19 protein-coding genes are annotated in these 22309 nt (G+C 67.1%); 6 read left to right on the plus strand and 13 right to left on the minus strand.

Annotation, left to right across the window (positions count from 1 at the left end; all coding sequences use genetic code 11):
- Positions 1-17: 17 nt before the first annotated feature.
- On the minus strand, positions 18-3302 hold the full coding sequence (locus LBC97_00990) for an efflux RND transporter permease subunit (GenBank protein ID MDR2564635.1): 3285 nt from the start codon (positions 3300-3302) through the stop codon (positions 18-20).
- Positions 3303-3426: 124 nt separating this feature from the next.
- On the opposite strand from LBC97_00990, the gene LBC97_00995 reads away from it, so the two are divergent.
- Complete coding sequence (locus tag LBC97_00995; protein ID MDR2564636.1) at positions 3427-3909, plus strand: MarR family transcriptional regulator; 483 nt, start codon at positions 3427-3429, stop codon at positions 3907-3909.
- Positions 3910-4226: 317 nt separating this feature from the next.
- On the opposite strand, the gene LBC97_01000 is transcribed toward LBC97_00995, so the two are convergent.
- The 5 genes from LBC97_01000 to LBC97_01020 form a co-directional block, all read right to left on the minus strand.
- Positions 4227-4532: a hypothetical protein gene (locus LBC97_01000; protein ID MDR2564637.1), complete on the minus strand. Its 306-nt coding sequence runs from the start codon at positions 4530-4532 to the stop codon at positions 4227-4229.
- Positions 4532-5485, minus strand: a complete 954-nt coding sequence (locus LBC97_01005; protein ID MDR2564638.1) for an SPFH domain-containing protein — start codon at positions 5483-5485, stop codon at positions 4532-4534. Before LBC97_01005 ends, LBC97_01000 begins: the two co-directional genes overlap by 1 nt.
- Positions 5486-5561: 76 nt before the next feature.
- Positions 5562-6212 carry a response regulator transcription factor gene (locus tag LBC97_01010; GenBank protein MDR2564639.1) on the minus strand — a complete coding sequence of 217 codons (651 nt, stop codon included), beginning with the start codon at positions 6210-6212 and terminating at the stop codon, positions 5562-5564.
- Complete coding sequence (locus LBC97_01015; protein ID MDR2564640.1) at positions 6148-7905, minus strand: sensor domain-containing protein; 1758 nt, start codon at positions 7903-7905, stop codon at positions 6148-6150. Before LBC97_01015 ends, LBC97_01010 begins: the two co-directional genes overlap by 65 nt.
- 174 nt (positions 7906-8079) lie before the next feature.
- Positions 8080-9642 (minus strand): hypothetical protein, encoded by a 1563-nt coding sequence (locus tag LBC97_01020; GenBank protein ID MDR2564641.1) that lies wholly within the window; start codon positions 9640-9642, stop codon positions 8080-8082.
- Positions 9643-9720: 78 nt separating this feature from the next.
- On the opposite strand from LBC97_01020, the gene LBC97_01025 reads away from it, so the two are divergent.
- On the plus strand, positions 9721-10641 hold the full coding sequence (locus LBC97_01025; protein MDR2564642.1) for a hypothetical protein: 921 nt from the start codon (positions 9721-9723) through the stop codon (positions 10639-10641).
- Between the two features lie 133 nt (positions 10642-10774).
- Here LBC97_01025 and LBC97_01030 read toward each other — a convergent pair whose 3' ends face one another.
- From LBC97_01030 to LBC97_01060, 7 genes are all read right to left on the minus strand, one after another.
- Positions 10775-11773: an aldo/keto reductase gene (locus LBC97_01030; GenBank protein MDR2564643.1), complete on the minus strand. Its 999-nt coding sequence runs from the start codon at positions 11771-11773 to the stop codon at positions 10775-10777.
- A gap of 166 nt (positions 11774-11939) precedes the next feature.
- Positions 11940-13325: an MmgE/PrpD family protein gene (locus LBC97_01035; protein ID MDR2564644.1), complete on the minus strand. Its 1386-nt coding sequence runs from the start codon at positions 13323-13325 to the stop codon at positions 11940-11942.
- Positions 13322-14323 (minus strand): ABC transporter permease, encoded by a 1002-nt coding sequence (locus LBC97_01040; GenBank protein ID MDR2564645.1) that lies wholly within the window; start codon positions 14321-14323, stop codon positions 13322-13324. Before LBC97_01040 ends, LBC97_01035 begins: the two co-directional genes overlap by 4 nt.
- Before the next feature lie 33 nt (positions 14324-14356).
- Positions 14357-15862 (minus strand): sugar ABC transporter ATP-binding protein, encoded by a 1506-nt coding sequence (locus LBC97_01045; protein MDR2564646.1) that lies wholly within the window; start codon positions 15860-15862, stop codon positions 14357-14359.
- 97 nt (positions 15863-15959) lie between these two features.
- Positions 15960-17282: a sugar ABC transporter substrate-binding protein gene (locus tag LBC97_01050; GenBank protein ID MDR2564647.1), complete on the minus strand. Its 1323-nt coding sequence runs from the start codon at positions 17280-17282 to the stop codon at positions 15960-15962.
- Between the two features lie 118 nt (positions 17283-17400).
- A complete protein-coding gene (locus LBC97_01055; protein MDR2564648.1) occupies positions 17401-18240 on the minus strand; it encodes an alpha/beta hydrolase in 840 nt (279 codons plus the stop codon).
- A gap of 28 nt (positions 18241-18268) precedes the next feature.
- Complete coding sequence (locus LBC97_01060) at positions 18269-18994, minus strand: alpha/beta hydrolase (protein MDR2564649.1); 726 nt, start codon at positions 18992-18994, stop codon at positions 18269-18271.
- A gap of 139 nt (positions 18995-19133) precedes the next feature.
- Here LBC97_01060 and LBC97_01065 point away from each other — a divergent pair, with 139 nt between their 5' ends.
- The 4 genes from LBC97_01065 (at position 19134) to LBC97_01080 (ending at position 22177) form a co-directional block, all read left to right on the plus strand.
- Positions 19134-19943, plus strand: coding sequence for an IclR family transcriptional regulator (locus tag LBC97_01065; GenBank protein MDR2564650.1), 810 nt, complete (start codon positions 19134-19136; stop codon positions 19941-19943).
- A gap of 187 nt (positions 19944-20130) precedes the next feature.
- Positions 20131-20868, plus strand: a complete 738-nt coding sequence (locus LBC97_01070) for a hypothetical protein (protein ID MDR2564651.1) — start codon at positions 20131-20133, stop codon at positions 20866-20868.
- Positions 20865-21737, plus strand: coding sequence for an SMP-30/gluconolactonase/LRE family protein (locus tag LBC97_01075; protein ID MDR2564652.1), 873 nt, complete (start codon positions 20865-20867; stop codon positions 21735-21737). Before LBC97_01070 ends, LBC97_01075 begins: the two co-directional genes overlap by 4 nt.
- Positions 21734-22177 (plus strand): heme-binding protein, encoded by a 444-nt coding sequence (locus tag LBC97_01080; protein MDR2564653.1) that lies wholly within the window; start codon positions 21734-21736, stop codon positions 22175-22177. Before LBC97_01075 ends, LBC97_01080 begins: the two co-directional genes overlap by 4 nt.
- The last annotated feature ends 132 nt before the right edge of the window (positions 22178-22309 follow it).

A 22309-nucleotide genomic window follows, 5' to 3' on the forward strand; every position in this document is an offset into this window, starting at 1 on the left:
GGGGACACACGTTTGGGTCAGGCCGGGGGTGGGGTCGCGGCGGCGGCCGCCAGGGCCGCCTGGAGTTCGGCGCGGCGGGCCGCCATGCGGGACTCGCGCTTGGCCTCGCGGCGGTCGTGGGCGCGAGCCTCGAAGCGGTAAAGGACCGGGACCACTATCAGAGTCAGCAGGGTCGAGGAGACCAGGCCGCCAATCACGACCAGCGCCAGCGGCTTGGACAAGAAGCCGCCTTGGCCGGTGATGCCCAAGGCCATGGGGGTGAGCGCGCAGATTGTCGCCAGCGCTGTCATGACAATGGGGCGGAGCCGCTTCCGGGCGCCCTCGATGATCGCCTCGTTCAGGGTCCGTCCCCGCTCTCGGTATTGGTTGATCAAGTCGATCAGCACAATCGCGTTCGACACGACAATACCGACCAGCATCAACAAACCGATCAAAGACGCCACACCCAGCGGCGTGCCGCTGATCAGCAGCGCCGCCAAGGCGCCGGTCGCCGCGAAGGGGATTGAGATCAACAAGATGAACGGCTGCAGCAAAGACCCGAAGGTCGCCACCATGACAATGAAGACGATCGCGATCGCCAAGACCAGGGCCAAGCCCAGATCGGAGAAGGCCTCGCTTTGCTGCGCGGCCACGCCGCCCACTTCGACCGTCACGCCGGCCGGCAGGTCCAATTCGTTCACTGCGTCGGTCAAGCGTCCGGACAAGGCGCCCAGATCCTGGCTCTCCGGTGTCACCGAGACGGTGGCGCTTCGGTAGCCGTCCACTCTGCTCAGCGCGGCTGGAACGGTCACCTCCTCGACCGTGGCGATTTGCTCCAGGGTCAGAATCCCGGCGGGGCTCGCCCCCAGAGGAAGGGCGCGCAACTCTTCCAAAGTCGCCGCTCCCGGCCCCAGCGACAACTTCACGTCAAGCTGATCCGCGCCGACTTCCAGGGTCCCAATGGTGCTGGGCGTCATCAGCCCCGCGACCATGCCCTCCACCGCAGTCTCGGTCATCCCGAGAGCCGCCGCCGCCGCACGGTCGACTGTGATCTGGATGGCCGGCGTGGCATCGGTCAGGTTGTTGGAGACCTCGACCGCGCCCGGGATGGTCCGCACACGCTCGTCAACCATCTTCGTGGCCGCGTCGATGGCGTCCGCGTCGGTGCCCTGCACAATCAGGTCCACGGTGGTCGAGCCCATCATGGCCTCGGAACCCCCAACCGAAATGTCCGTGGAGGCCTCGCCGCCCAGGTCCGCGACCGCCTCCCTGACGGCGGTTTGCGCGGCGGCCGGGTCGGCATCGGACTTCAGGGTGATAGCGAACGTGGCCTGCGGCGACGTCGAGACCATGCCCATCATCCCACCGCCGCCCACGGTGGTCTGGACCCGTTCGATCGCGTCGATTTCGGCCAGGGCGTCCTCAATCCGGCGCGCGTCCGCGTCCTGCACATCCAGCGAGGTGGCAGGCTCGAAGGTCTCGGTCACCGTGAGCGTGTCCTGGCCCATGTCGCCCAGAAAGTTGGTCTCCAGTTGCGTGGTCAGCGCCAACGTTCCACCCAGCAGCGCCACCGCGGCGACTATGGTGATGACCGGGTGCGCCAAGGCGCCGCGCAGAGTCGGGAGGTAGGCGCGTTGCCAAAGGCCGCGGCGCTCTTTCGCCTCGGCCTCGGCCCGGACTTGCTCCCGGAAGGTGTCGTCCACGGACACCGGGGTCTTGACGAACCAGTAGGCGAGCACCGGCACAATCGTGAGCGCCACCAGCAAGGAGGCCAGCAGCGCGATCGTGATGGTCAGGGCGAAGGGCCGGAACAATTCGCCGACCATGCCGCCCACGAACGCCATCGGGAGGAAGACGGCGACGGTGCAAACCGTGGACGCCGCGATGGCGCCGCCCACCTCCTTGACCGCGCCCACAATGGCCTGGGCCTTCGGCTCGCCGTAGGTTAGGTGTCGCTTGATGTTTTCGATCACCACAATCGAATCGTCCACCACACGGCCGATCGCGATGGTCAAAGCCCCGAGGGTGAGCATGTTCAACGTCTCGCCGGTGACTTGCATGGTGATGAAGGCCACCAGCAGCGACAGCGGGATGGAGACGGCGCTGACCAGTGTTGAGCGGATCGACAGCAAGAAGATCAGGATCACTATGACCGCGAAGCCGAGCCCCAACAGCCCTTCCTCCGCCAAACCGGCCACCGACTCCTCAATGAACGGCGCCTGGTCAAAGGCCACATCGGCTTTCAACCCGGCCGCGTCTAGCGCCTCTTTGAGTTCCTCGAGTTGGTCGGTCACGGCGTGGGAGACTTCGACGGTGTTGGCGTCCGGTGTCTTCGTGATGGCGATGGCGACCGCGTCGCGGCCGTCGATTCGCGCGTAAGACTCGGCCGCCGCCGGTTCTTGAGTCACCGTCGCGACGTCGCTCAACAAGACGGGGGCGGGCGGGGCGGCGCCGCCCTGCCCGCCGGCCGAACCGCCGGCAGACGGGTCTTCAGAACCGCCGGCCGCGCCGGCCCCGGCCTGGGGGCCCGCCCCGCCGCCGGAAGGAGTCGCGGAGGGGCTGCCGGCCGAGGCGGTCACCAGCGGCAGGGCGGCCAATTCCTCCACCGACGTGAGAGGCGAGCCGAGTTGGGCTGTGAGGGTGCGGTCGCCGGACGCGACCGTGCCTGCGGGGAAGGCCAACCCGTTGTTCTTGAGCACGTCGGCGACTGCGGACGCGGACACCCCGGCGGCGGCCATCGCCGCCGAATCGAGGGCGATTTGAATCTGTTCGGGCTCGTAGCCGGACACGTCCACGGAGCGCACGCCTTGGAGTTGCGAGAGCTTGGGCACCAGGACCTGGCCCACCGAGCGCGCCAGCTCGGTGCGGTCGGAGACGCCGTCCGAGCTTGCGGAGACTGCTAGCTGTATGACCGGGAAGTCGTCCAGCGAACCGGTCATGACCTGGGTTTCAACGCTGTCCGGCAGAGAGGACGCGAGCCGTGTGACGGCCGTGGAGAGTTTCTGGTTGGCGGCGTCCATGTTGGTGCCGTAGCGGAAGGAGACCATCGCGAAGGCGACCGAGTTCATTGATGTCGTCTCCAGCGATTCGACTCCGGAGACTGAGCGGATGGCACCCTCGATTGGAGTTGCCACCTGGTCTTCGACAATTGCCGCGCTGACCCCCGGATAGGTGGCGACCACTGCTGCCATGGGGATTTCGAGCGACGGGATGAGCTCTTGTTTGAGCGATCCAAGGCTGAAGATGCCGCCGATCGTGATGGCTATTGTGGCCAGGGCGACAACGGCTCGGTTGCGCAGGGACAGCTTGGCGAGTCGGAACACGGGGGAACCCTTCTAAGCGATTCGGGCTAGTCTTGTAGTTAGCTTCAGCCAAATCATAGCGGTTCGCGTGAGGCTAACTAACTCGATTTGTGCAAGACCTGTAACAATTTAGCGGAGGTGAGCGGTGAGCGAGGATGCTCGGCGGGCTGAGTTGCTCCGCGAACTTCAGTCTGTTCAGGCTGAGTTCGAGAGGGGTGTGATCCGCGCAAGGATCACCGCGCGCGCGGATTCCATCTTGACCCCACAGCAGATCAAGGTGGTCGGCCTGCTGGCGCTCAATGGGCCAATGCGGTCAAGCCAGTTGGCCGACGCGCTTGGCGTCTCCCGCGCGACCGTTACCGGTCTGCTGGACCGCCTGGAACAGGGCGACCTGGTGGTGCGAACCGCCGATCCGTCCGACGCGCGCGGCCGCCTGGCCGAAGCCACCGACCGAGGGCGCGCCGCGCTGAGCAACCTGATCAGCTCGCCGACTCCCTCACCGGAGGTGTTCGCCCGCCTGATGACGGTCCACGAGTTGGAATGCCTGGTCACAGGCTTTGCGGCAATGCTACGGGTGGTGCGCGGGCTCGACGCGGAGCCGGGCGGGCTGGGCGGCTTCTGCTTCTGACGGCCGCCGCCGGCCGTCCGGGGGGCGTCGCTTCGAGCCGTCCGGGGGCGCGCGCGAAGCCAAGTGCGACTGAAATCACGATCTTGATCCACCGGCGGATCACGAAGGCGTTCAAAGTCGCACTTTGGGCCGTCGCCCGGCTCAGGGAGGTGCCAAGTGCGACCCAAACCGCGATTGTGATCCACCGGCGGATCACGAAGGCGTTCAAGGTTGCACTTGGGCTCGCCGCCCGGCTCGGGGAGGCGCCAAGTGCGACTGAAATCACGATTGTGATCCACCGGCGGATCACGAAGCCGTTCAAAGTCGCACCGGCCCGCCTATCGGGGCGGCCGACCGCGCCGAGGCAGGGGACCCGGGTCGGAGGGCGCCCGCCCGGCGTCTTCGAGGGCACGTCGCAACAAGAACTCGATCTGGGCGTTGACGGAACGCAGGTCGTCACGGGCCCAGCGGGCGATCGCATCATAGACGGGGGCGTTCAGCCGCAAGAGGATCGACTTGCGGCCGGGTGGCGTGCTTCTTTGCGCTGTGGCGTTGGGATCGGCGGCGCCGGGGGAGGCGCCGCCGCCTGCTTCGCCGCCAGCGCTGGAGCCTGGAGCCGCCCCGTCGCCGTTGGCGCCAGACATCAGGTGTAGAGACTGCCTGTGTTGATCACGGGGCTGACCTGCTGGTCGCTGGTCAGCACCACCAGCAGGTTCGAGACCATCGCGGCGCGGCGCTCGTCATCCAATTGGACGGTGCCTTCGCCCTCCAACTGCCGTAGCGCCTCGTGGACCACGCTGACGGCGCCTTCGACGATCTTCTCGCGGGCGGCGATGATCGCCCCGGCCTGCTGGCGCCGGAGCATCGCCTCGGCGATCTCAGGGGCGTAGGAGAGCTTCGAAATGCGCACCTCGATGATCGCGACTCCCGCGACCTTGACCCGCGCCGCCACCTCACGGGCCAGTTCGGCGGAGATCTCCTCGGTCGACCCGCGCAGCGTCACGCTTGAATCCGGTCCGTCGTAGGGGTGCGCCATGGTGACGTGCCTAAGCGCGGCCTCGGATTGGACGGCGACGAATTCGTTGTAGTCCTCGACGGCGAAGCTCGCCTCCGCGGTGTCCGCGACCTGCCACACCACGATGGCGGCCACGTTGACGGGGTTTCCGTCCGAGTCGTTGACCTTGAGCTCGTTGGTCTCAAAGTTGTGCACCCGGATGGACACCAGTTGCCGCACGGTCAACGGCATGGTCAGCCACAGGCCGGGTTTCCGGACGGTCCCCACGTAGGAGCCGAAGAAGACCAGCACCTTGGTGTAGCCGGGCCAGATTATCGCCAGCCCGCTCGACATCACGCCCCCTATGACCAGGACGACCACGCCGGCCACGCAGGCGGCCAGCCCCGGCCTGTCCTGGTTCCCGGCGAGTCCCAGCACCATCAGGGCGCCGCCTCCCAGGATCAGTATGAGCACCACCAGGATTCCGGCCCATCCCGGCCAGGTCCAGGCCGCGCGTTCTTCGACCCCTCCCACGGGTTTGGTCAGTTCGGCGGTGGGTTCCCGTTTATCTCGAGTGGACGATGCCGTAGTCGACGTAGCCATAGAAGCCTCCTTTAGGTATAGCAAAGTGATATCACTGTATCTTACGGAGGGTCCCTCCGCCAACCCGTTCGAAGAGCTACTCACGGCCGCGCAGCCAAGCCAGGACCGCCAGGACCCGGCGGTGGTCGTCCGGCGACGGCGCCAACTCGAGCTTGGCGAAGATCGAGGCCACATGTTTCTCGACCGCCCCAAGGGTGACGTAGAGCGCCTCCGCGATGGCGGCGTTCGACCGGCCGTCCGCGATAAGCCCGAGCACTTCGCGCTCGCGGGCGGTCAGCCGCTCAAGGCCCCGGCTCGCGGTCCCCGGCCGGACCATGAGTTGGCGAACCACCTCCGGGTCGATCACGCTTTGTCCGGCCGCGACCCTTTCCAGCGCCGATTCCAACACGTCCAGGTCGGCCACTCGGTCTTTGAGCAGGTAGCCGACCCCGCCGCCGGTGGCCAGAAGTTCGCGGGCGTAGGACTCCTCGACATATTGGGACAGAACCAAGACGGCGAGCGAAGGATCTTGGCGGCGCAAGGCGACGGCGGCCCTGAGGCCGTCGTCCGTGAAGGTGGGAGGCATGCGCACGTCCACAATGGCGACTTGGGGGTTCAGGGTCTGAACCGCGTGGACCAGCCCAGGCGCGTCGTCAACTGCGGCCAGGACCTCATGCCCGCCCTCAAGCAGCAGCCGGACCAGGCCCTCCCTCAACAGGACCGAGTCTTCCGCCAGAACTATCCGCACCTTGCTCCTCCCGCCCGATTGGCGCCGGTTCAGCGAACCGGGCAGCAGAGCCGACCAAGTCGGCGCCCGCATGCACCGAGTTCGCCGGCAGCGCGCCGCCGCCACTCAACCGGTCCCTTGATCCGGCGGGCGAGCCGACGCCGGTTCCCCTGAGCGGCACTTTCACCGTGACCACCGTACCGTTCGTCCCACCCGGACCGTCCGTCTTACCCGGGCCGTGCGGACCACTCGCGCCGCCGGGCCCGCCGCCACCGCCCGGACCGCCCCAGCCGCCGGCACCGCCCGAACCGCCGGCACCGCCCAAATCACCGGCGAGTTCGATGGTCCCGTCCACCCCGGCAAGCCGGTCGCGCAATCCGGCCAACCCGTGGCCCGGAATGAACACGGCGCCGCCGCGCCCGGAATCGGACACTGTCAGCGTCGCAAACTCCGCCCCTGACGGAACGGCCAGAACCACGTCAACCGAAGCGGCGCCGGAGTGTTTGGCGACGTTTGCGAGCAACTCGGAAGCCGCGAAGTAGAGCGCGGTCTCTTGGGCTTCGGGCAGGCGCGGAGCGTTCGGCGGTTCGATTATCAACCGCACCGGCGTGGACTGGCCGGCGGCCACGGCGCTGAGGGCCGCGGCCAGGCCGCGATCCATGAGAATCGGCGGCGCTATCCCGCGCGACAGCCCCCGCAGTTCCGCGATGGCCTGGTCGGTCATGCCCCGCGCGTCCGCCAGAAGGTCCTGCGCGGCGCCCACGTCCCCGCCTTCCAAACGCCGTTGCGCGGCGGCCAGGTCCATCGATAGGCGCACCAGGCGCTGTTGCGGCCCGTCATGGATGTCGCGCTCCAAGCGCCGCAGCGACTGGGCCTCGGCCGCGGAGGCGCGCTCGCGTGAGCGCTCGAGTTCGGCGACGCGCTTGGCGAGCATCATGCGGCCGGGCACCAACAGCGCCCGCGCAACGAGTGCGTGAAGCGCGGTGAGCCCCCGTGACACGCCTGGCAAGAGCGCGACGGCCGCCAAGCCCAGCACCGTGTCCACCAGCTGATCGGGTGCGTTCCACCCCAGCAACTCGGCGAGGTTCTGGCCCTCCGGACCGGGGCCCAGGGCCCCCGCGAACGGCTCCCAGAGGGCGGACGTCAGGCCCGCGACCGCCGTGACCCACAAGATCATGGTGATTGACCAGGTCACCGTCCCAATGACTAGCGCCAACAGGCAGTAGACCGCTTCACGCCAGCGCATCGGGTCGCGGAGCGGGGCGAGCATCCAGCGCGCCCAGATCAGCCATTGCGGCCCCCCGTGCCGGGCCGGTGGCGGCAGCGCCCGGCGTTGTCCGCGCAGGTCGCGGCCGGCTGCGGCAAGCCGGAGCAGGTCGAGTTCGGCCAGCCCGTGCGCGGCCGCGAGGGTCGCCGCGAGGAGCGGCAGCCCCACCCAGAGCATCACGAGCGCCGTTCCCAAAGCCAATCCAATGCTCACCACGGTGAAGGCCACCAATCCGAACGGGAACGCGAGCAGCAGGTAGCCCGAGTCCCGCGCCAAATTCCGGAGAACCGAGAGAAAACCCCCGCCGATGCCGCGCCTTCCGTCCCGCACACCCGCAGCGTCCCGCAGTTGGTCCAGCGGGGACGGCCGGTCGGCAGCGTCAAAGCCGGCCGGGTCGGGCCGTCTGCTTGACGTCGGGTCAACTGCGGTAGTCGGTTCGCCGCTCATGGCATCCAGTCTCTCCGATGCGCCTTACGGGGGCATTGGTGCTGCCCACCCAATCGAGGGTGGGGTTAGCCCCACCAACCGCTTCTCGCCCGCCGAACGCTGCGGCTGGCCGCCCAATTGATGGTTGGGTTGGCCCCACCCCGCCCGCCGCTGCCCCCGGCGTGACGATCGCTCTCAGGGGCGCTTGAGTTCGAACATAATGGGTTTGCCGCTGCGGTGGACCTCGGCGAAGAGCCGGTCACCCCACCAATCGAGCGAGACATAGACTTCGTGATCCTCCGCCTGTGCGGCGGGCGCGGGAAGCTGGAGTGCCCAGGCTTCGCGCAGGGAGTCCTCCGTGTCAAGCGCCCTAAGCCAGCCTGCGTCGTCAGTCACATAGAGCATTCGGCTCGCCAGCACGAACTCCTCGGCCCGGTCGGTGGGCGGAAGTGCGGCTTTCACCTCGCCTGTGGTCCAGTCGAGGCAGGTGACTCCGGCGTCCCCCCGCACCAGCAGGCAGCCGGTGGCGGCTCCCACCACGGTGTTCGCCTCGCCCAGGTCCGGTGTGCTCCACTTTGGCTCGCCTGTGCGCGCGTCCGCCACTGTCAAGCCGAGGGTGTTTGGCAGGTCGAGGCCGTCTTCGCCTCTGGGGTCGCTGTTGATGTGCGTCTCGAACACGGCCAGGTTGTCGCCGTTGACCAGGGCTTCTCCGCGGAATTCGTACCCAACCGGCAGCGCGGCTTGCCACGTCCATTCGTCGGTGTCCGGGTCGACCCGTCGCAACGTGTTCGTGTTCTGGTCGTAGCGCAAGAGCACGTCGCTGTCGCCGGTGGCGAGCAGGTAACTGAGATGCAGGTCCAATCTGGCGTCTTCGCCTAGTGCGAGCGGTTCGCCGGTAGCCGGGTCGACCCAACCCTGATCCGTCCGAATCCACCAGGTCCCGGTCAAGGAATTCGCGGTGCGGAACAGACCGCCTTCGTTCAGCACGTGGCCCCAAATTGGGGACCCCAGCTTGGTTGGCGCGTACGCCGCAATCCAATCCCATCCGGTCTGCCACAGCACGTTTCCCCCGGCGGAGGTCGCCCAACCCGTGCCTATGTGCGTTTGACGGGCGAGGATCGCCCCATCGCGGCTGATTGTGGCGAGGGTGTGGAAGCCGGCGCCGTTGCTGGGGTGCTGCTCGGCGATCAGCGCGAAGGTTTCCCCGTCAATTGGCAGGGCTTCCAGTTCGACTGCTCCGTATGCGCGTTTGAGAGTGAGTTCTTCCTCCAGGTCAATCTGCCAGAGTTGTTCGCCGGTGCTCAGATCGAAGGCCGCGATGGCGGCAATCGTTTGCTCATCGTCCTGGGGACCGGTTTCGTATTCCCCGCCATATTGCCAATACCAGTTGTTGCCGGCGTCCGCGACACCGTAGACGAAGCCGATCTCCTGGTCCATTAGGCTCAAGAACTTCGTCTGGTCGAATTCGCCTTCGATGAGTTCGGCAGGGTCGAAGACCCGCCCGAGCTCGGGCGGCCCCGACAGGTCGGGTGGCAGGTTCAGGTCGCCTTCCGGGCGGTCTCTTGGTGTGAACAGGACAACGGCGCCCACGCCGGCGAGGATCACGGCCAGCGGAGCGACCACAATCCCGCCGGGCCGGCGCCGCCGGTCTTTCGGGTCTGGTGCCGCTTGCGGCGTGGCCGCCGGAAAGGTCGTGTCGGGGGACGCTGACGGGGGCAACTTAGGCGCTTCGCCGGCATTATGCGGTGGCTGCGACACGGGCCAGCCTAACAGGGGAGGCAGAGTCCTTCTGGGCTGCCCGCCGCCGCCGGGCGGCGAAGTGGAACAATTAACGGTATGCGTTCGCCCTTGCAAACCGTGCTGGTCGCGGTCTTTCCAGAACCTGTCCTGGCGGCTTTGCAAGCAGACCCTCCCCCCGGAGCGGTGGTTGTGCCGTGGGATTCGCCGGAGTTGACCCAGACTGCGGTCATCGACTTGGCGGTCTTGGATCCGGACGCCTCGCGGGCCGAACTGGAGTCCGTGGCCGGGCGGAATGTCCGCATTGCGCAGCTATTGTCGGCCGGGTTTGAGGCGGCCCAGGCCGCGCTTCCCCCAGCCATTCAGTTGGCGAACGCCAAAGGCGTCTACGACCCATCCGTGAGCGAGTGGGCCCTTGCCGCCATCCTCGCGATGCAGCGCAACTTCCCCGCCGAGTGGCTGAACCAACGGGGCCACGCCTGGGTGCGGCAAGTCTCCAGCTCCCTGCACGGCCAAGTGGTCACAATTGTGGGCTACGGGGCCATTGGGCAGGCCTTCGAGCGTTTCCTCGCGCCGTTCGACGTCGAGGTGCTAAAGGTCGACCGAGTGGTGCGGGACGGCGTCCACCCTGTTGAGGACTTGCCCGAACTGGCCCGGCGCACCACCATTTTGGTCAGCTTCCTGCCCGCCTCGCAGTCCACCCAACACCTCATCTCGGCTGAGGTGTTGGCGTCCCTGCCCAGCGGCGCGCTGGTTGTCAACGCCGGCCGCGGACCCGTGCTGGACACCGCCGCACTGGAGGCCGAGTTGTGGGCAGGCCGGCTGCGGGCCGCCCTCGACGTGGTGGAGACCGAGCCTTTGCCGCAGGATTCGACGCTTTGGGACGCGCCGGGCTTGTTCTTGAGCCCGCACGTGGCCGGTCAGACGGATCAGGCTTGGCCGCGCCGGATCGACCTGGTCCGCCGCCAGATCCAGCGTTTGGTCGAGGGCGCCGAGCCCGTCAACCTGGTCCTCCGCTGAGCAGCCCCGAGACGAACCGAGCCGAACGGACCCGAGCCGAGACGAACCGAATCGAATCGACCCGTTCGAGACGCGGGCCCGGCGGGCCGTGAGCAGCGCCAAGCCACCGCCAGGCCCCGCCCAGTGGGCCCTGTCAGACGGCCGGGGCCGCCGGGGACTCGGCGGCGGCAGCCGCAATGCGGGCAAAGTCGTCGGCGGTTAGCTGCACGCGCGCAGCCTCAAACCAATCGGGGATTTGCTCGGGGCGCCGGCCGCCCAGGATCGCGCCGGAGACCGCGGGCTGGGCCAACGCCCAGGCTATGGCGACGGCGGGCATGCTGACGCCGTGTTCGGCGGCGACTGCGCGGACGGCATCGGCGATCCTCAACGAACGGTCCAACCCGACTGAGAAGATCGGGTTGGTGCGGCGCCAATCGTTGGGCGCCAGGTTCAGGGCGACTTCCCTGGTGACTTCTCCGGCCAGGAGGCCCCCGCCCATCGGGCTGTACACAATCACGCCGGTCCGGTGCGACTCGCACCAGGGCAGCAGGTCCGCCACGGCCTCGTCTTTGATGGCGGACAGGGGCGGCTGGATGGCCTCCACATGGGTGATCGCCTCGGCCGCCTCAAGCTGCGGGACGCTGTGGTTCGACAGTCCGATTGCGCGGACCTTGCCCTCCTGGCGGAGGGCCGCGAGCACATTCCAGTACTCTTCGACGCCCTGGCCGTCCGCCGCCGGGGCGTGGATCAGGTAAAGGTCGATCCGCTCGGCGCCGAGCCGCCTCAACGACACCTCCAATTCCTCCCGGATGGAACGTTCGTCCAGGACCGCGAAAGGCGGTTTCGAAGTGTCCGCCGGGTCGGCCTTGCGTCCGGCTTTGGTGAAAACGAAGGGCCGCTCCTCGGCTGAGAAGACGGACAGGGCCTGGCCGACTATCTCCTCGGAGTGGCCAAAGCCGTAAAGGGGAGCGGTGTCGACCCAGTTGATCCCGAGTTCGACGGCTCGCCGGATGGTCGCGATCGAATCGGAGTCATCCTGGGTGCCCAAGGCGAAGGCTCTGCCGCCCCCGCCTCCCACAGCCCAGGTGCCCAGGCCAATGGTGGTTATGTTCATCCCGGTCAGCCCAAGCGGGCGGGTGGGGAGCGTTGTCATGGCGATGTGTCTTCTTTCTGCATGTGTTCGTGGGTTCTTTAGGCTTCTTGCGGGCCTGACTGGTTATGGCGGTAGATGGCGCGGAATCCGGGCCGGCGCGCCATCAAGCGGCGCGCGAAGGCGGCCACGGCGCAAATGCCCTTGGGCAACGACAGGTTGACGGCGATCACGCCCGGAATGTCGCCTCGACGACCTGGCCTATGGAGGGGATGTCCTCGATTGAGTCAAGCAACTCGATGAGTCGGGACGCGCGCGCCTCGCCAAGCCGGTCGGTCGTGATGCCCAAGCCGATGTCCCTGACCTCGGCGGCGGACAGGCGGAAGTCGCGCTGTTCCTCGGTCAACTCGCCCCCGTAGGTTCGGCCGCCGGCTTCGATCACCAGGTAGGCGTCCTCCTCACCGGCCCCTGCCTCGATTTCGGCCAGCTCAACCAGTTCGGCGATTTCCGGCGCGTCCGGCGCCAAGGTGTCCGCGAGAGTCACCCGGCCGCGCGCCAGCATGCACGCCACGCCGAACCTTGTGGACATGAGGGCGTTGGACCGATGGCCGAAAGGCGTCCCGCCGAGCGCTCCGACGCGAGCCGGGTAGGGCCCAACTTTGATGCGGATGGCTGTGATCGCGTTTCGGTCGAACCCTTCTTCGCCCGCAATTCGCCTGGCTTGGTCTATGAACGGCTGGTTGAAGTAGTTGACCGGATACCGCTTGAACTGGAGTTCGGGCGCGACCCATTCTTGTCCCACTTGTCGCTCCAGGTCGCCTGCCACGTCGAATGCCGCCAACTCGGCTGCGGGGATGTTCGCCCAGACGCGATAGAAGCCCGCGGGGCCCTCCAGCGCCAGGGGAGCGACAGGCGCGCCGGCCCGCGCCAACTCCGCCGCCAGCACTCCGTGTAGCCCGGCCGCGCCCTTGAGCAACATGTAGTCGCCGGTCCCCGCGGCCATTGACTCGGCCGGGCCCGCCGTCAACAAGGCCGCCAAGCCGATCGCGTCCGCCATTTGGCCGGCGGACAGTTCCAGGAGTTTCGCCGCCGATGCCGCCGCCCCCATTGTGCCGTAGACGGCTGGTGGTTGCGCCAACAGTTCGCGGTCGCGCCAGACCAGAGACATGCCTCCAACCGCCCCGCTGACCTGCATGCCGACTATGAACGCCTCCAGCACTTGGCGGCCGGAGGCACCGAGCGCCTCGCCTTGGGCCAGGACTGTGGGCGCGGTGGTCTCAGCGGCGTGGGTGCCGGATGGCAGGTGCGTCTCCTCTTGCCCGAGAGCGTTGACCATCACGCCGTTGACGAAGGCCGCCTGTCCGGCTGAGAGCGCGCGCCCGTCGTAGATCGCGTGGGCGGCGCCTGGCCGAACCTCTGTGGGCTGGGCGCCCAGCGCCCGGGCGGCCGCCAGGGCGAAGCGCGTGTGCGGCAATTCCGCTCCGCCCACCGCGGTTGCCACGGAGTTGAGAAGGGCCTTGCGCGCGTGGGTGATCGCGGGCTCGGGGGCGTCTTCCAGGCGAAACGACGCCGCCCATTGGCCCAGCGCCTGGGCGGCCGTCCGCCCGCCCGTCACGCTCCCACCTTGACTTCGCGCGCCTCTTTGTTGGCCACGAGCACCGCGACCAGGAGGATGAGCCCGTCAAACAGCGGTTCGGCCCAGAACGGCACGCCGATCAGCGAGAGGCCGTTGAACCCGACCGCCAGCAGCACAATCGCGATGATTGTGCCGATGACGTTGTATTGGCCGGGCCGGTGGGCGGTCATTCCGAGGAAGACTGCCGCGTAGGCCGGGAGCAGCAGGCCGGGACCGAAGGTTGGGTCGCCGCCGGCTCGCAGGCCCAGTTGGAAGACTGAGGCGATTCCGACCAGCAATCCGGCCATGATGAAGGCCATGATCCGGTACCGGGGAGTTGGGACCCCGGCAAAGAACGCGACAGTTTCGTTGCCGCCAATCGCGTAGAACTTGCGGCCGACCGGCATGTGCTCCAGCACATAGACCAAAATCGCCGCGATCAGGAGGATTATCCAGATGGATATGCCCATGCCGAGGAAGCGCCCGCGCCCAATGTCGATGAGGATCTTGGGCACGTCGCCGAAGATGATTTGGCCGCCGCTGATCCCGTTCGACATGGCTCCAAGGACAATGCCGGTGGCGAGGGTGGCTATGAAAGCGCTGATTCGCAGTGTCACCACCAGCAACCCGTTGATCCATCCGATCAGCACCGATAGCGCCAGCATGACGAGCACTATGGCCCAGGCCGGCCAACCGCTGTGGGCAATCTTCGCGCCGAGCACCGCCAAGAATCCGACCAGGTATCCCACGGACAGGTCGAATTCGCCGATTATCAGGGGAAATAGAACCGCCAGCGCGACTCCGGCCTTAACGCCCTGGGACAAGAGCATGTCGGAGAGGTTGGAAGGGGTCAGGAAAAACGGGGAAGCGAATGTGAACACCACGCCGAGCACGATTATCAGGCCAACGGTGGCGTAGCGGCGACTGACGTCAAGCACCACCCGGCCTATGCTCTTGCTGGGCCGGTCCCAGGTCTCGCTGCTGGTCAGGTCCGTCATGATGTCACACGTCCTTTGCGTGGAGTCGGGGCCTCACTTGTTGGCCCAAGCGGATACGGTCACTTGACTGATTTGCTCGCCGGTCAGCTCTTCAACGATCTGCCCGTGGTCTAACGCCAGGATGCGGTGGCAGTGCCGGACTAGCTCTTCGGGTTCGGAGGACAGGACCAGCACCGCGAGCCCGTCGTCCTTGCAGCGTTTGGCGACGGCCTCAAACATGGTCCGCCGCGCGCCTGGGTCGACGCCCACCGTGGGGTCGTCAAGAATGAGCAGTTTGGGCTCGACTGTGAGCCATTTCCCAATGATGAGTTTCTGTTGGTTGCCGCCGCTCATTTCACGGAATAGCAGATCAGAACGCGGTGGCGTCACAGAGAACTCTTTGATGACGCCGCGCACCATGGTCTTGTGCGCGGCGGTGTTGTAGCGCGGCCCGCGGGCGGATGCGAGCAAGACGTTCTCGTGAACTGACATGGAGGAGATCCCGCCTTGGCGGAGCCGGTCCCTGGGCACCAGCGAAATGCCGGATCGGATTGCCCGTTTGGGGTTTTTCGGCACTTCGATTGAGCGTCCGTCAATGGTGATGTGGCCGCTGGCTTCGGGGACCAGGCCGGCGAGGGCCGGCGCCAGGTCGGCTGTGCCGCTTTGGGGACCTCCGACAATGCCGAGCACTTCGCCGCGTTCAACGGTGAACGTGACGCCATTCAGCGTCCCCGCCTTCAAGTCCTTGACCTGGACCGCCTCAATTCCGGACCGAACGACCTGTTCGTGGCCGCCCGCAGTCTCCTGCCCGCCCCCGATTTCCCCGGTCACGATCAACTCGACGATCTGGTCTTCAGGCAGTTTGGCCGTCCCCTGGTAGGCGACGTCGCCGTTGTAAAGGACGGTCATCGTGTCGGCGAAGTCGGTTGCTTCCGAGATGCGGTGGGTGACCATCAGAACGGCCAAACCCGAATCGGCCAGTTGTCGCACGGACCGCAGCACTTCGACCGCCTCTTCTTCGGGAATGGACGCGGTGGCCTCGTCAAGGATGAGAATCTTCGCCTGCCCGCCGCCTTTGGCGGGCCCTTCGTCCAAGGCCATTGAGACTGCCAGCAATCCGCGGTCTGCGGCGGTGACTTCTTTGGCCTTCTGGTCGGGGTCAACATGGCCAATTCCGACTGAGTGCAGCACTTTGCGGGTGTGGCGATACACGTCCCGCCACCGGATGCGGCCGACCAGCCCGGTGACATAACCCGAGCGGATGGCCACGTTCTCCGCCACAGACATGGTGTCGATCAGGGGAGTCTCCTGGTGGACCGCTCGAATCCCCAATGAGAACGCCTCGTTGGGGGAGCGGATCGGTCCGGTCCGGTTGTCGCCGACGGCCAGTTCCCCTCCGCTGGCCTTGAGCCGACCGGTTAGGACTTTGACGAAGGTCGACTTGCCGGAGCCGTTGGCGCCAAGGAGCGCGTGGATTTCGCCGGGCTGGACCGAAATGTCTATGCCATGCAGAATCTCGCGTGGTCCGTAACCGGCGCGGATTCCCGTTCCGACAAGCACTTTTATGGACCTCCAATGGTCGTTTGGCTGGTTGGCCGGGCTCAGCCCAACGGGGGTTGGGCTGAGCCCGGCCGGTCCGGCTCAGCGGTTTCGAGGTTTACGCGAGTCCCCACAGTTGCCGGTATTCGGCGCGGTAATCAATGTCGCTGGTCCAATTGCCGGACCCGGTGCCAACGTTGGTCGAGTCGAGCAGGATTTGCGGCGTGTTCTCGCCGATGGGTTCGGAGAACTCCTGGCCGGCCAGGTACCTGAACAGCTGGTCCATCGCGGCCCAGCCTTCGTAGCCGCAGTCCCACGCCACGTCCGCCGTTTGGCTTTGGCCGTCGCGGATGAATTGCAGGTTTTCCGCCATGCCGATGACCGAGATCAGTCGCACGTCGGTTTGGCCTGCTTGCTGGAGCACTGGAACCAATGCGGCGGCGGCCGGGTCGTACGGCAGGATGATGTACTTGGCGTCCGGATGGTTGCGGAGGAAGGCCAGAGTCTTTTGCGGGAACGTGGTGCCGACCTCGGCGCCGAGGACCGTGTAGCTGAGGGTCTTGCACTTGGGGCACTGCTTGTTGATCTCATCTACGACTGCGGCCGAACTGACTTGGCTGGTGCCTTCCTTGCCGTCCAGGACGATGATCGTTCCCTCGCCCTTGGAATCCCAAATCGCCCAGTCGGCCATCGCGCGGCCCGCCATGACGAAGTTGGAGGAGAGGTCGAACAGCGGCCAGAACGCGTCTGGCGGCGCCTCCACCACGGGGTTCGGCGTTGACAGCGCTGAGGTGATCGAAATGACCGGAATGCTGGCCTTGTCAGCCTCTTCGAGTCCCTGCTGAATGGTCAGGGGATCGACTCCCGCCACGAAGATCGCGTCGACCCCGGAGGTGATAGAGGAAAGCATGTATTTGGAGATGGTTTCGCCGTTGCCTTGGCCATCGTAAAGGGTGAAATCGTAGCCGAGTTCGTCCGACAACTCGCCGATCGCCTCCAAGGGGGCGACGCAGCCGGAGAGGGCCGAGTTGCAGGAGATTCCCACAATAGACAGCGCCTCGCCTGGCAGTGACACCGGCTCGGTGGGGCCGGCCCACTCGGTCGGGTTGGCGCGATCCTCGTTGATCAGGTCGTCTATAGAGCCCTCACGAGCTGGTGTGTCCATCAGGGCCTGGGCGATTTCCTCGCGGTTGTGGTCTCCGGGCATCAGTTCGATAGGGCAGTGCTGGTCTTTGTTTTCGCCGCAGCCAGTGCCGGCCTTGACCGACTCGCGCGCGGGTCCAGAGGTGTCGGCGGGCATGTCGGAGCCGGTCTCGGCTTTGGTGCCGCCGCCGCCTTCGTCGTTGCCACACCCGGACAGCGCTACTGACACGGCGAGTCCGGCGGTACAGATTGCGGCCATAACGCGCGCGTTCCGGAAACGGTTGGGCGTGGGGGTCATCGCTACTCCTTGCTTCGTTGCTTCATGGATGCGAAATCGAGTTCACATGTGCGAAATTGTCGTAAGGGTAACTATGCCCGATGCCGACCGGTCGCGTCAAGCACGAGGGGGTCACGATTCAGGTCCCCAGGAAGGCCAAAACCGCCTCGTTGAACGGCTCCGGGCTCTCCAGGAACATGAAGTGGGAAGCGCCTTCCGCAATGCTGAAGATGCGGGCCTGACCGGCCGGGATTTGCTCGGCGATCCAGGTCTGGGAGGCCGCCGGAAAGAGCGACCGCTCGAAACCGATCACCAAGACCGGGATGGAGACGCGGGCGAACAGATCCGAGTAGTCATTCAGGGCTGTGTCCCACAGGAGGGCGGCCGCCGCCTCACGCGGCATGGTGAGGTTTTCCTCCGCGGCCCACCTCAGTTCGGCCTCGGAAATGCTCGGGCTGAACAGCCGGCGGATCACTTCGGCCGAGTCCTCGACGGTGTTGGCGGAGATCACCTGGTTGTAGAACTCCACCAGTCCGCTCGGATCCGGCAGGGAGCAGCCCGCCTGGATCCGCCGCTCGCGGTCCCAGTCCGGCTTGGCCATGACCGAAGACGCCTGGTCGACAAACACCGCGCGCCGCAGACGGTGCTCGCCGTAGGCCTCAATGTAGGCCCAGACCAGCGACGCCCCCACGGAATGCGCCACCACGTCAACCTTGGCCAAACCGAGTCCTTCGATGAAGTCGGACAAGTCGCGAGCCAAACGTCCCGTCCTGTAGCCCCAGTCGCCCGTTGACCGGCCGTGACCCCTCCAGTCCAAGGCGATAACCCGGTGGTGCTGGGCGAAAACGTCGATTTGGTTCTTGTAGAGCTCAACCGTTTGCGACCAGCCCGCCAGCAACAACACCGGGGGCCCCGAGCCTCGGTCAACATAGGCCAGGCGGGTGCCGTCGGCCAGATCGAAGAACTGATAATCGTCCATCGGCTCACTTCTTTCGCTCAAGTTGTGATCAGGGTTGCGCTCTTGGCGCCGGTCGGCTGGCCCAGGCCAGGTGCTGCCTGAAGGCGGCCGAGAAGGCGGCGGGGTTGTCCAGCAACGACATGTGGTGGGCCGGGATCTGGATCAGACGGCTGTGAGGCAGGGACTCGCAAAAGGCGACCTGGTCGGCGACCGAGTGCACGGCATCGTAGGCGCCCGCCAACACCGTGGTTGGCGCGGTGATCTCCCCAAGTCGCGTGGTCACGTCATGGGAGGCCATGGTGCGCCAGGCGGCCGCCAGCGAATCCAGGGGAGTGGTCTCGAGGCACCGGCGGGCGTAGGCGATCGGGGCCGAGGGCGGCGCCTGGAGGGCCTCCGCCCCGAACCAGCGTTCCAGGGTCTGTTGGACCATGCGGTCGCCGGCCTCGATCTGCCGGGCCCGCTCGGTCCGCGCCGACTGCTGCGCGCCGGGGTCGCTGCCCGCCAAGAAGAGGGACTTGACCAGGCCGGGATGGTTCAGCGCCAGGTGCAAAGCGACCGTGCCTCCCCACAGGGCGCCAATCACGTGAACGGGGCGGCGAACCCAGCCGGCCGCCTCGTCCGCAATGTCGTCAAGCGTCAGCCCGGGCCGGGGCGCCGCGCGGCCGCCGTGGCCGGGCAGGTCGGGAATGATCGCCGGCGGCAGGGTCAGCCAGTCGGCGGACCGGTGGTCCATGGCGACGGGGTGCAAGAAGAGGACCTCGGCTTCGGCGCCCATGTGAAGTATCGTACACATATGTGGAATGCCGCAGCCGGGCTTCACGCTCGCGGGCGGCGCCTCCGCGAGAGTCCGCAGCGGCTCGGCGAGGGGGTTCCCGGTAGCATCATTCGCAGTCGAACCGATCATGGAGGCAACCGTGCCCAAACAACCGAACAGCGCGGACAGCGGCGACAGCGTGGCCCGGGTGGCAGGCGTGAAGTCCGCAGACCGCCTCATGACGCTGTTCGAGTATTTGGCGGCCAACCCGCGCCAGCCGTTCGGGGCGATCGTGAAGGATCTGGCGCTGCCCAACTCCTCCGCGCACCAGTTGCTGGCGACGGCCACCAACCGGGGGTTCCTGGAGTTCGACCCGCAGACCAGGACCTACCAACTGGGAATCCGGGTCCTGGAGATTGGGCAGGCCTACTTCCGGGCGCGCGACCTGGCGGAGATCGCCTTGCCGTTCATGGAGTCGCTGGGCGCGGAGTTGGGGGAGACCGTCCAGTTGGCCAAGCTTGACGGCCTGTGGGCGGTGCACGTGGCCGTCGTCAAGTCCCACCAGCCCATGCGCCTGGTCGCGGAGATCGGCATGCGCAGCCCCGCGTACGTCTCCGGGCTTGGCAAGGCGCTTTTGTCGGGTCTGAGCGACGCCGAGTTGCGCTCGCGCCTGAAAGCGGTGAAACTCGACCGCTTCACGCCCAACACGATCACCGACCGCGAGACGCTCTTAGCCGAGCTGCGCCGGGTGCGCGAACTCGGCTACGCCGAGGACAACGAGGAATATGTGGTCGGCTCGCGCTGCTTCGCCGTGCCGGTGTGCCGCGATTCGGGCGAGGTGGTCGCGGCGCTGTCGGTGTCGGTGCCGACCCCCCGGCTGAGCGACCAGCTGGTCGGCGAGATCCTGGCCAAGCTCCGGGAAACGGCGCCCGCGATTCAGGCGCGTTTGGGAACGCTCAGCCAACTCTGAGCCCAAGTCAGGAGCGCCGCCCGGTTCGGGTTCGGCTGCCCGCCGCCGCCCGTGATGCGGGGGCGCGGGCTCTTGGGGCTTGTCCGCGACGGGGTGAACGGTGTTAGTGTTACTTCATCCATGCGAAGTAGCATTCATACATGCGAAACCGCCCCGGCGTCGAGGCGGTGCGAGAAAGGACTCGACGGTGCGCCCTGACCAGCCGCTCGGCCATCAGGCCGCCATCCGCCCGCGTCGCGGTCGCGGCGGCGACCCGCTCGACCAGGCGACCCGCGACCGGTTGGCGCAGTTCCCGGTTTGCGACTTGGCCGATGCCGTGGGCCGGCTTTACACCCTCGACGCGGCTATCCGCCCGCTCGCCTCGGGTATGCCCAAGCTGATCGGCACGGCCGTGACCGCCAAAGCGGCGCCCGGCGACAACTGGGCCATCCACGCCGCCCTGTCTTTGGTCAAAGCGGGGGACGTCGTGGTGGTCGACTGGCTGGGATACCACACCGGTTGCGGCACCGGCGTCAGTTCGACCGTCCCGGCCATCCGCCAGGGCCTGGCCGGAATAGTGATCGACGGCGGCTGGCGGGACGTTGACGAACTTGCGGCGCTCGGCGTTCCCGTGCACGGGCGCGCCCGCACGCCTTTTTCACCCCCGAAACGCGACCTGGGGGAGGTCAACGTGCCCGTGCACTGCGGAGGGGTCGTGGTGGAGCCGGGCGACGTGATAGTCGGCGAGGTTGACGGGACCGTCTGCATACCCAGGTGGGCACTGGCGGACGTGCTGGCGGAGGCCAAACCAACGCAAATCCGCGCCCGGCTGGACCAGTTCGAAAACGATCCCCTGGCAGATGTGGTCCGGGCGACGCAGCAGCGGTACTGGGCCGAATTTGAACGCCGCGGCGGTATTGACCTCACGAAAGGAACCCAACTATGACCCGCGAGATCCGCCTCTTGGCCTCCGGCCTGGGCTTCACCGAAGGCCCGGTGGTGCTGGCCAACGGGGAGATCATTGTCACCTCGATCACCCACGGGGCGCTCTACCGCGTGTTGCCGGGCGGCGGCTCGAGCCGCCTCGCGGACCTGGGCGGCGGGGCCAACGGCGCGGCTCTCGCGGCGGACGGGACCCTGTATGTGGCCCAAAACGGCGGCCGGTGGGCCGCCAACGGACCCGCTTGGCCACCCAGCTCGGTTGGCGGCATTCAGCGGGTCTATCCGGACGGCAGCTCCGACTGGCTCACCAAGGAGCCTTTGGCGCCCAACGACCTGTGCTTCGGGCCGGACGGGAAGCTGTATGTGACCGACCCGACCCGGTCCAAGGCGATCAACGACGGCCGCATTTGGCGGATCGATCCGGAGACCGGCGCGTCTGAGCTTCTGGCGTCAGTGCGATTCTTCCCCAACGGAATAGCCTTCGACGCGGCCGACGACCTGTACTTGGCGGCCACCGACTCCGGGGGCATCTTCCGGACGCGTGTGACGGGCGGCACTTTGGCGGAGCCGGTGGAGGTCTTCCGGCTGACGCACGGTTTCCCGGACGGCATGGCGTTCGACGCCGCCGGCAACTTGGTGATCGGCGCGGTTGACGACCAGGGTCAGGGCACCGTTCAGACCTGGACCATGGACGGGGCCTTGGTTGAGGAACTCGTTCCCGGTCCCGGCCACCGGTTCACGAACGTGGCCTTCACCGGCGACGGCGGCCTGGTCATCTGCGCCTCCGACAACGACTCGGTGCTGCTGGTCGAAGATTGGGGCGCGGAAGGGCTGCCGTTGCATCCCTTCCGGGGCGCGGGGGCTTCGGCGTGACGTCCATCCCCAGCCTCGATTACCGGGCGGCCAGGGCGGCGGCGGACCACGCTGCGGCGGCGGCCTTGGACGCCGGCCTCGGCATGACCGTCGTGGTGGTGGACGCGGCCGGCCTTGAGCGGGTGCGTCTGCGCCTGGACGGCGGATCGATCGCGTCCGCCACGCTGGCCGGCCAAAAGGCGATGACCGCCTTGACCACCCGCACCGCCACCGCCGACTGGGTGCGGCTGTTGGCCGAACGGCCCGCGGTGGGCCCAAGCGTGGGCGCCTTTCCCGCGTTCTGCTGCATCCCCGGCGGCGTGCCGATCAATGTGGAAGGCCAGGTCATCGGGGCCGTGGGCGTCAGCGGGGGGACCTTCGACCAGGACCAGGCGATCGCCGAGGCGGCTGCGGCCCACGCTGCCCAGTCCATCGCGGTCGAGCGGACCGTGTCGCTGTAACCGCCAAGGAAGAAGCCACCCAGGGCGATGCATGCTAGGAGGAGGCTGCGCGGCATCGAACCCTGGGTGGCTGGCCCACGGGGGGCGGAGGAGTTGGGGCAGGGGATGCGGGGCGGGGGAGTCGGGGGGGGG

This window comes from Bifidobacteriaceae bacterium, from assembly GCA_031281585.1.
In the GTDB taxonomy this organism is placed as follows: Bacteria; Actinomycetota; Actinomycetes; order Actinomycetales; family WQXJ01; genus JAIRTF01.

Bases quoted from the DNA above. Each gene is read 5' to 3' on its own strand.
- LBC97_01055 (MDR2564648.1), bottom strand. From the start codon at position 18,240: ATGGACGATTATCAGTTCTTCGATCTGGCCGACGGCACCCGCCTGGCC.
- LBC97_01005 (MDR2564638.1), bottom strand. From the start codon at position 5,485: ATGGCTACGTCGACTACGGCATCGTCCACTCGAGATAAACGGGAACCC.
- LBC97_01000 (MDR2564637.1), bottom strand. From the start codon at position 4,532: ATGTCTGGCGCCAACGGCGACGGGGCGGCTCCAGGCTCCAGCGCTGGC.
- LBC97_01025 (MDR2564642.1), top strand. From the start codon at position 9,721: ATGCGTTCGCCCTTGCAAACCGTGCTGGTCGCGGTCTTTCCAGAACCT.
- LBC97_01030 (MDR2564643.1), bottom strand. From the start codon at position 11,773: ATGACAACGCTCCCCACCCGCCCGCTTGGGCTGACCGGGATGAACATA.
- LBC97_01015 (MDR2564640.1), bottom strand. From the start codon at position 7,905: ATGAGCGGCGAACCGACTACCGCAGTTGACCCGACGTCAAGCAGACGG.
- LBC97_01060 (MDR2564649.1), bottom strand. From the start codon at position 18,994: ATGGGCGCCGAAGCCGAGGTCCTCTTCTTGCACCCCGTCGCCATGGAC.
- LBC97_01075 (MDR2564652.1), top strand. From the start codon at position 20,865: ATGACCCGCGAGATCCGCCTCTTGGCCTCCGGCCTGGGCTTCACCGAA.
- LBC97_01040 (MDR2564645.1), bottom strand. From the start codon at position 14,323: ATGACGGACCTGACCAGCAGCGAGACCTGGGACCGGCCCAGCAAGAGC.
- LBC97_01050 (MDR2564647.1), bottom strand. From the start codon at position 17,282: ATGACCCCCACGCCCAACCGTTTCCGGAACGCGCGCGTTATGGCCGCA.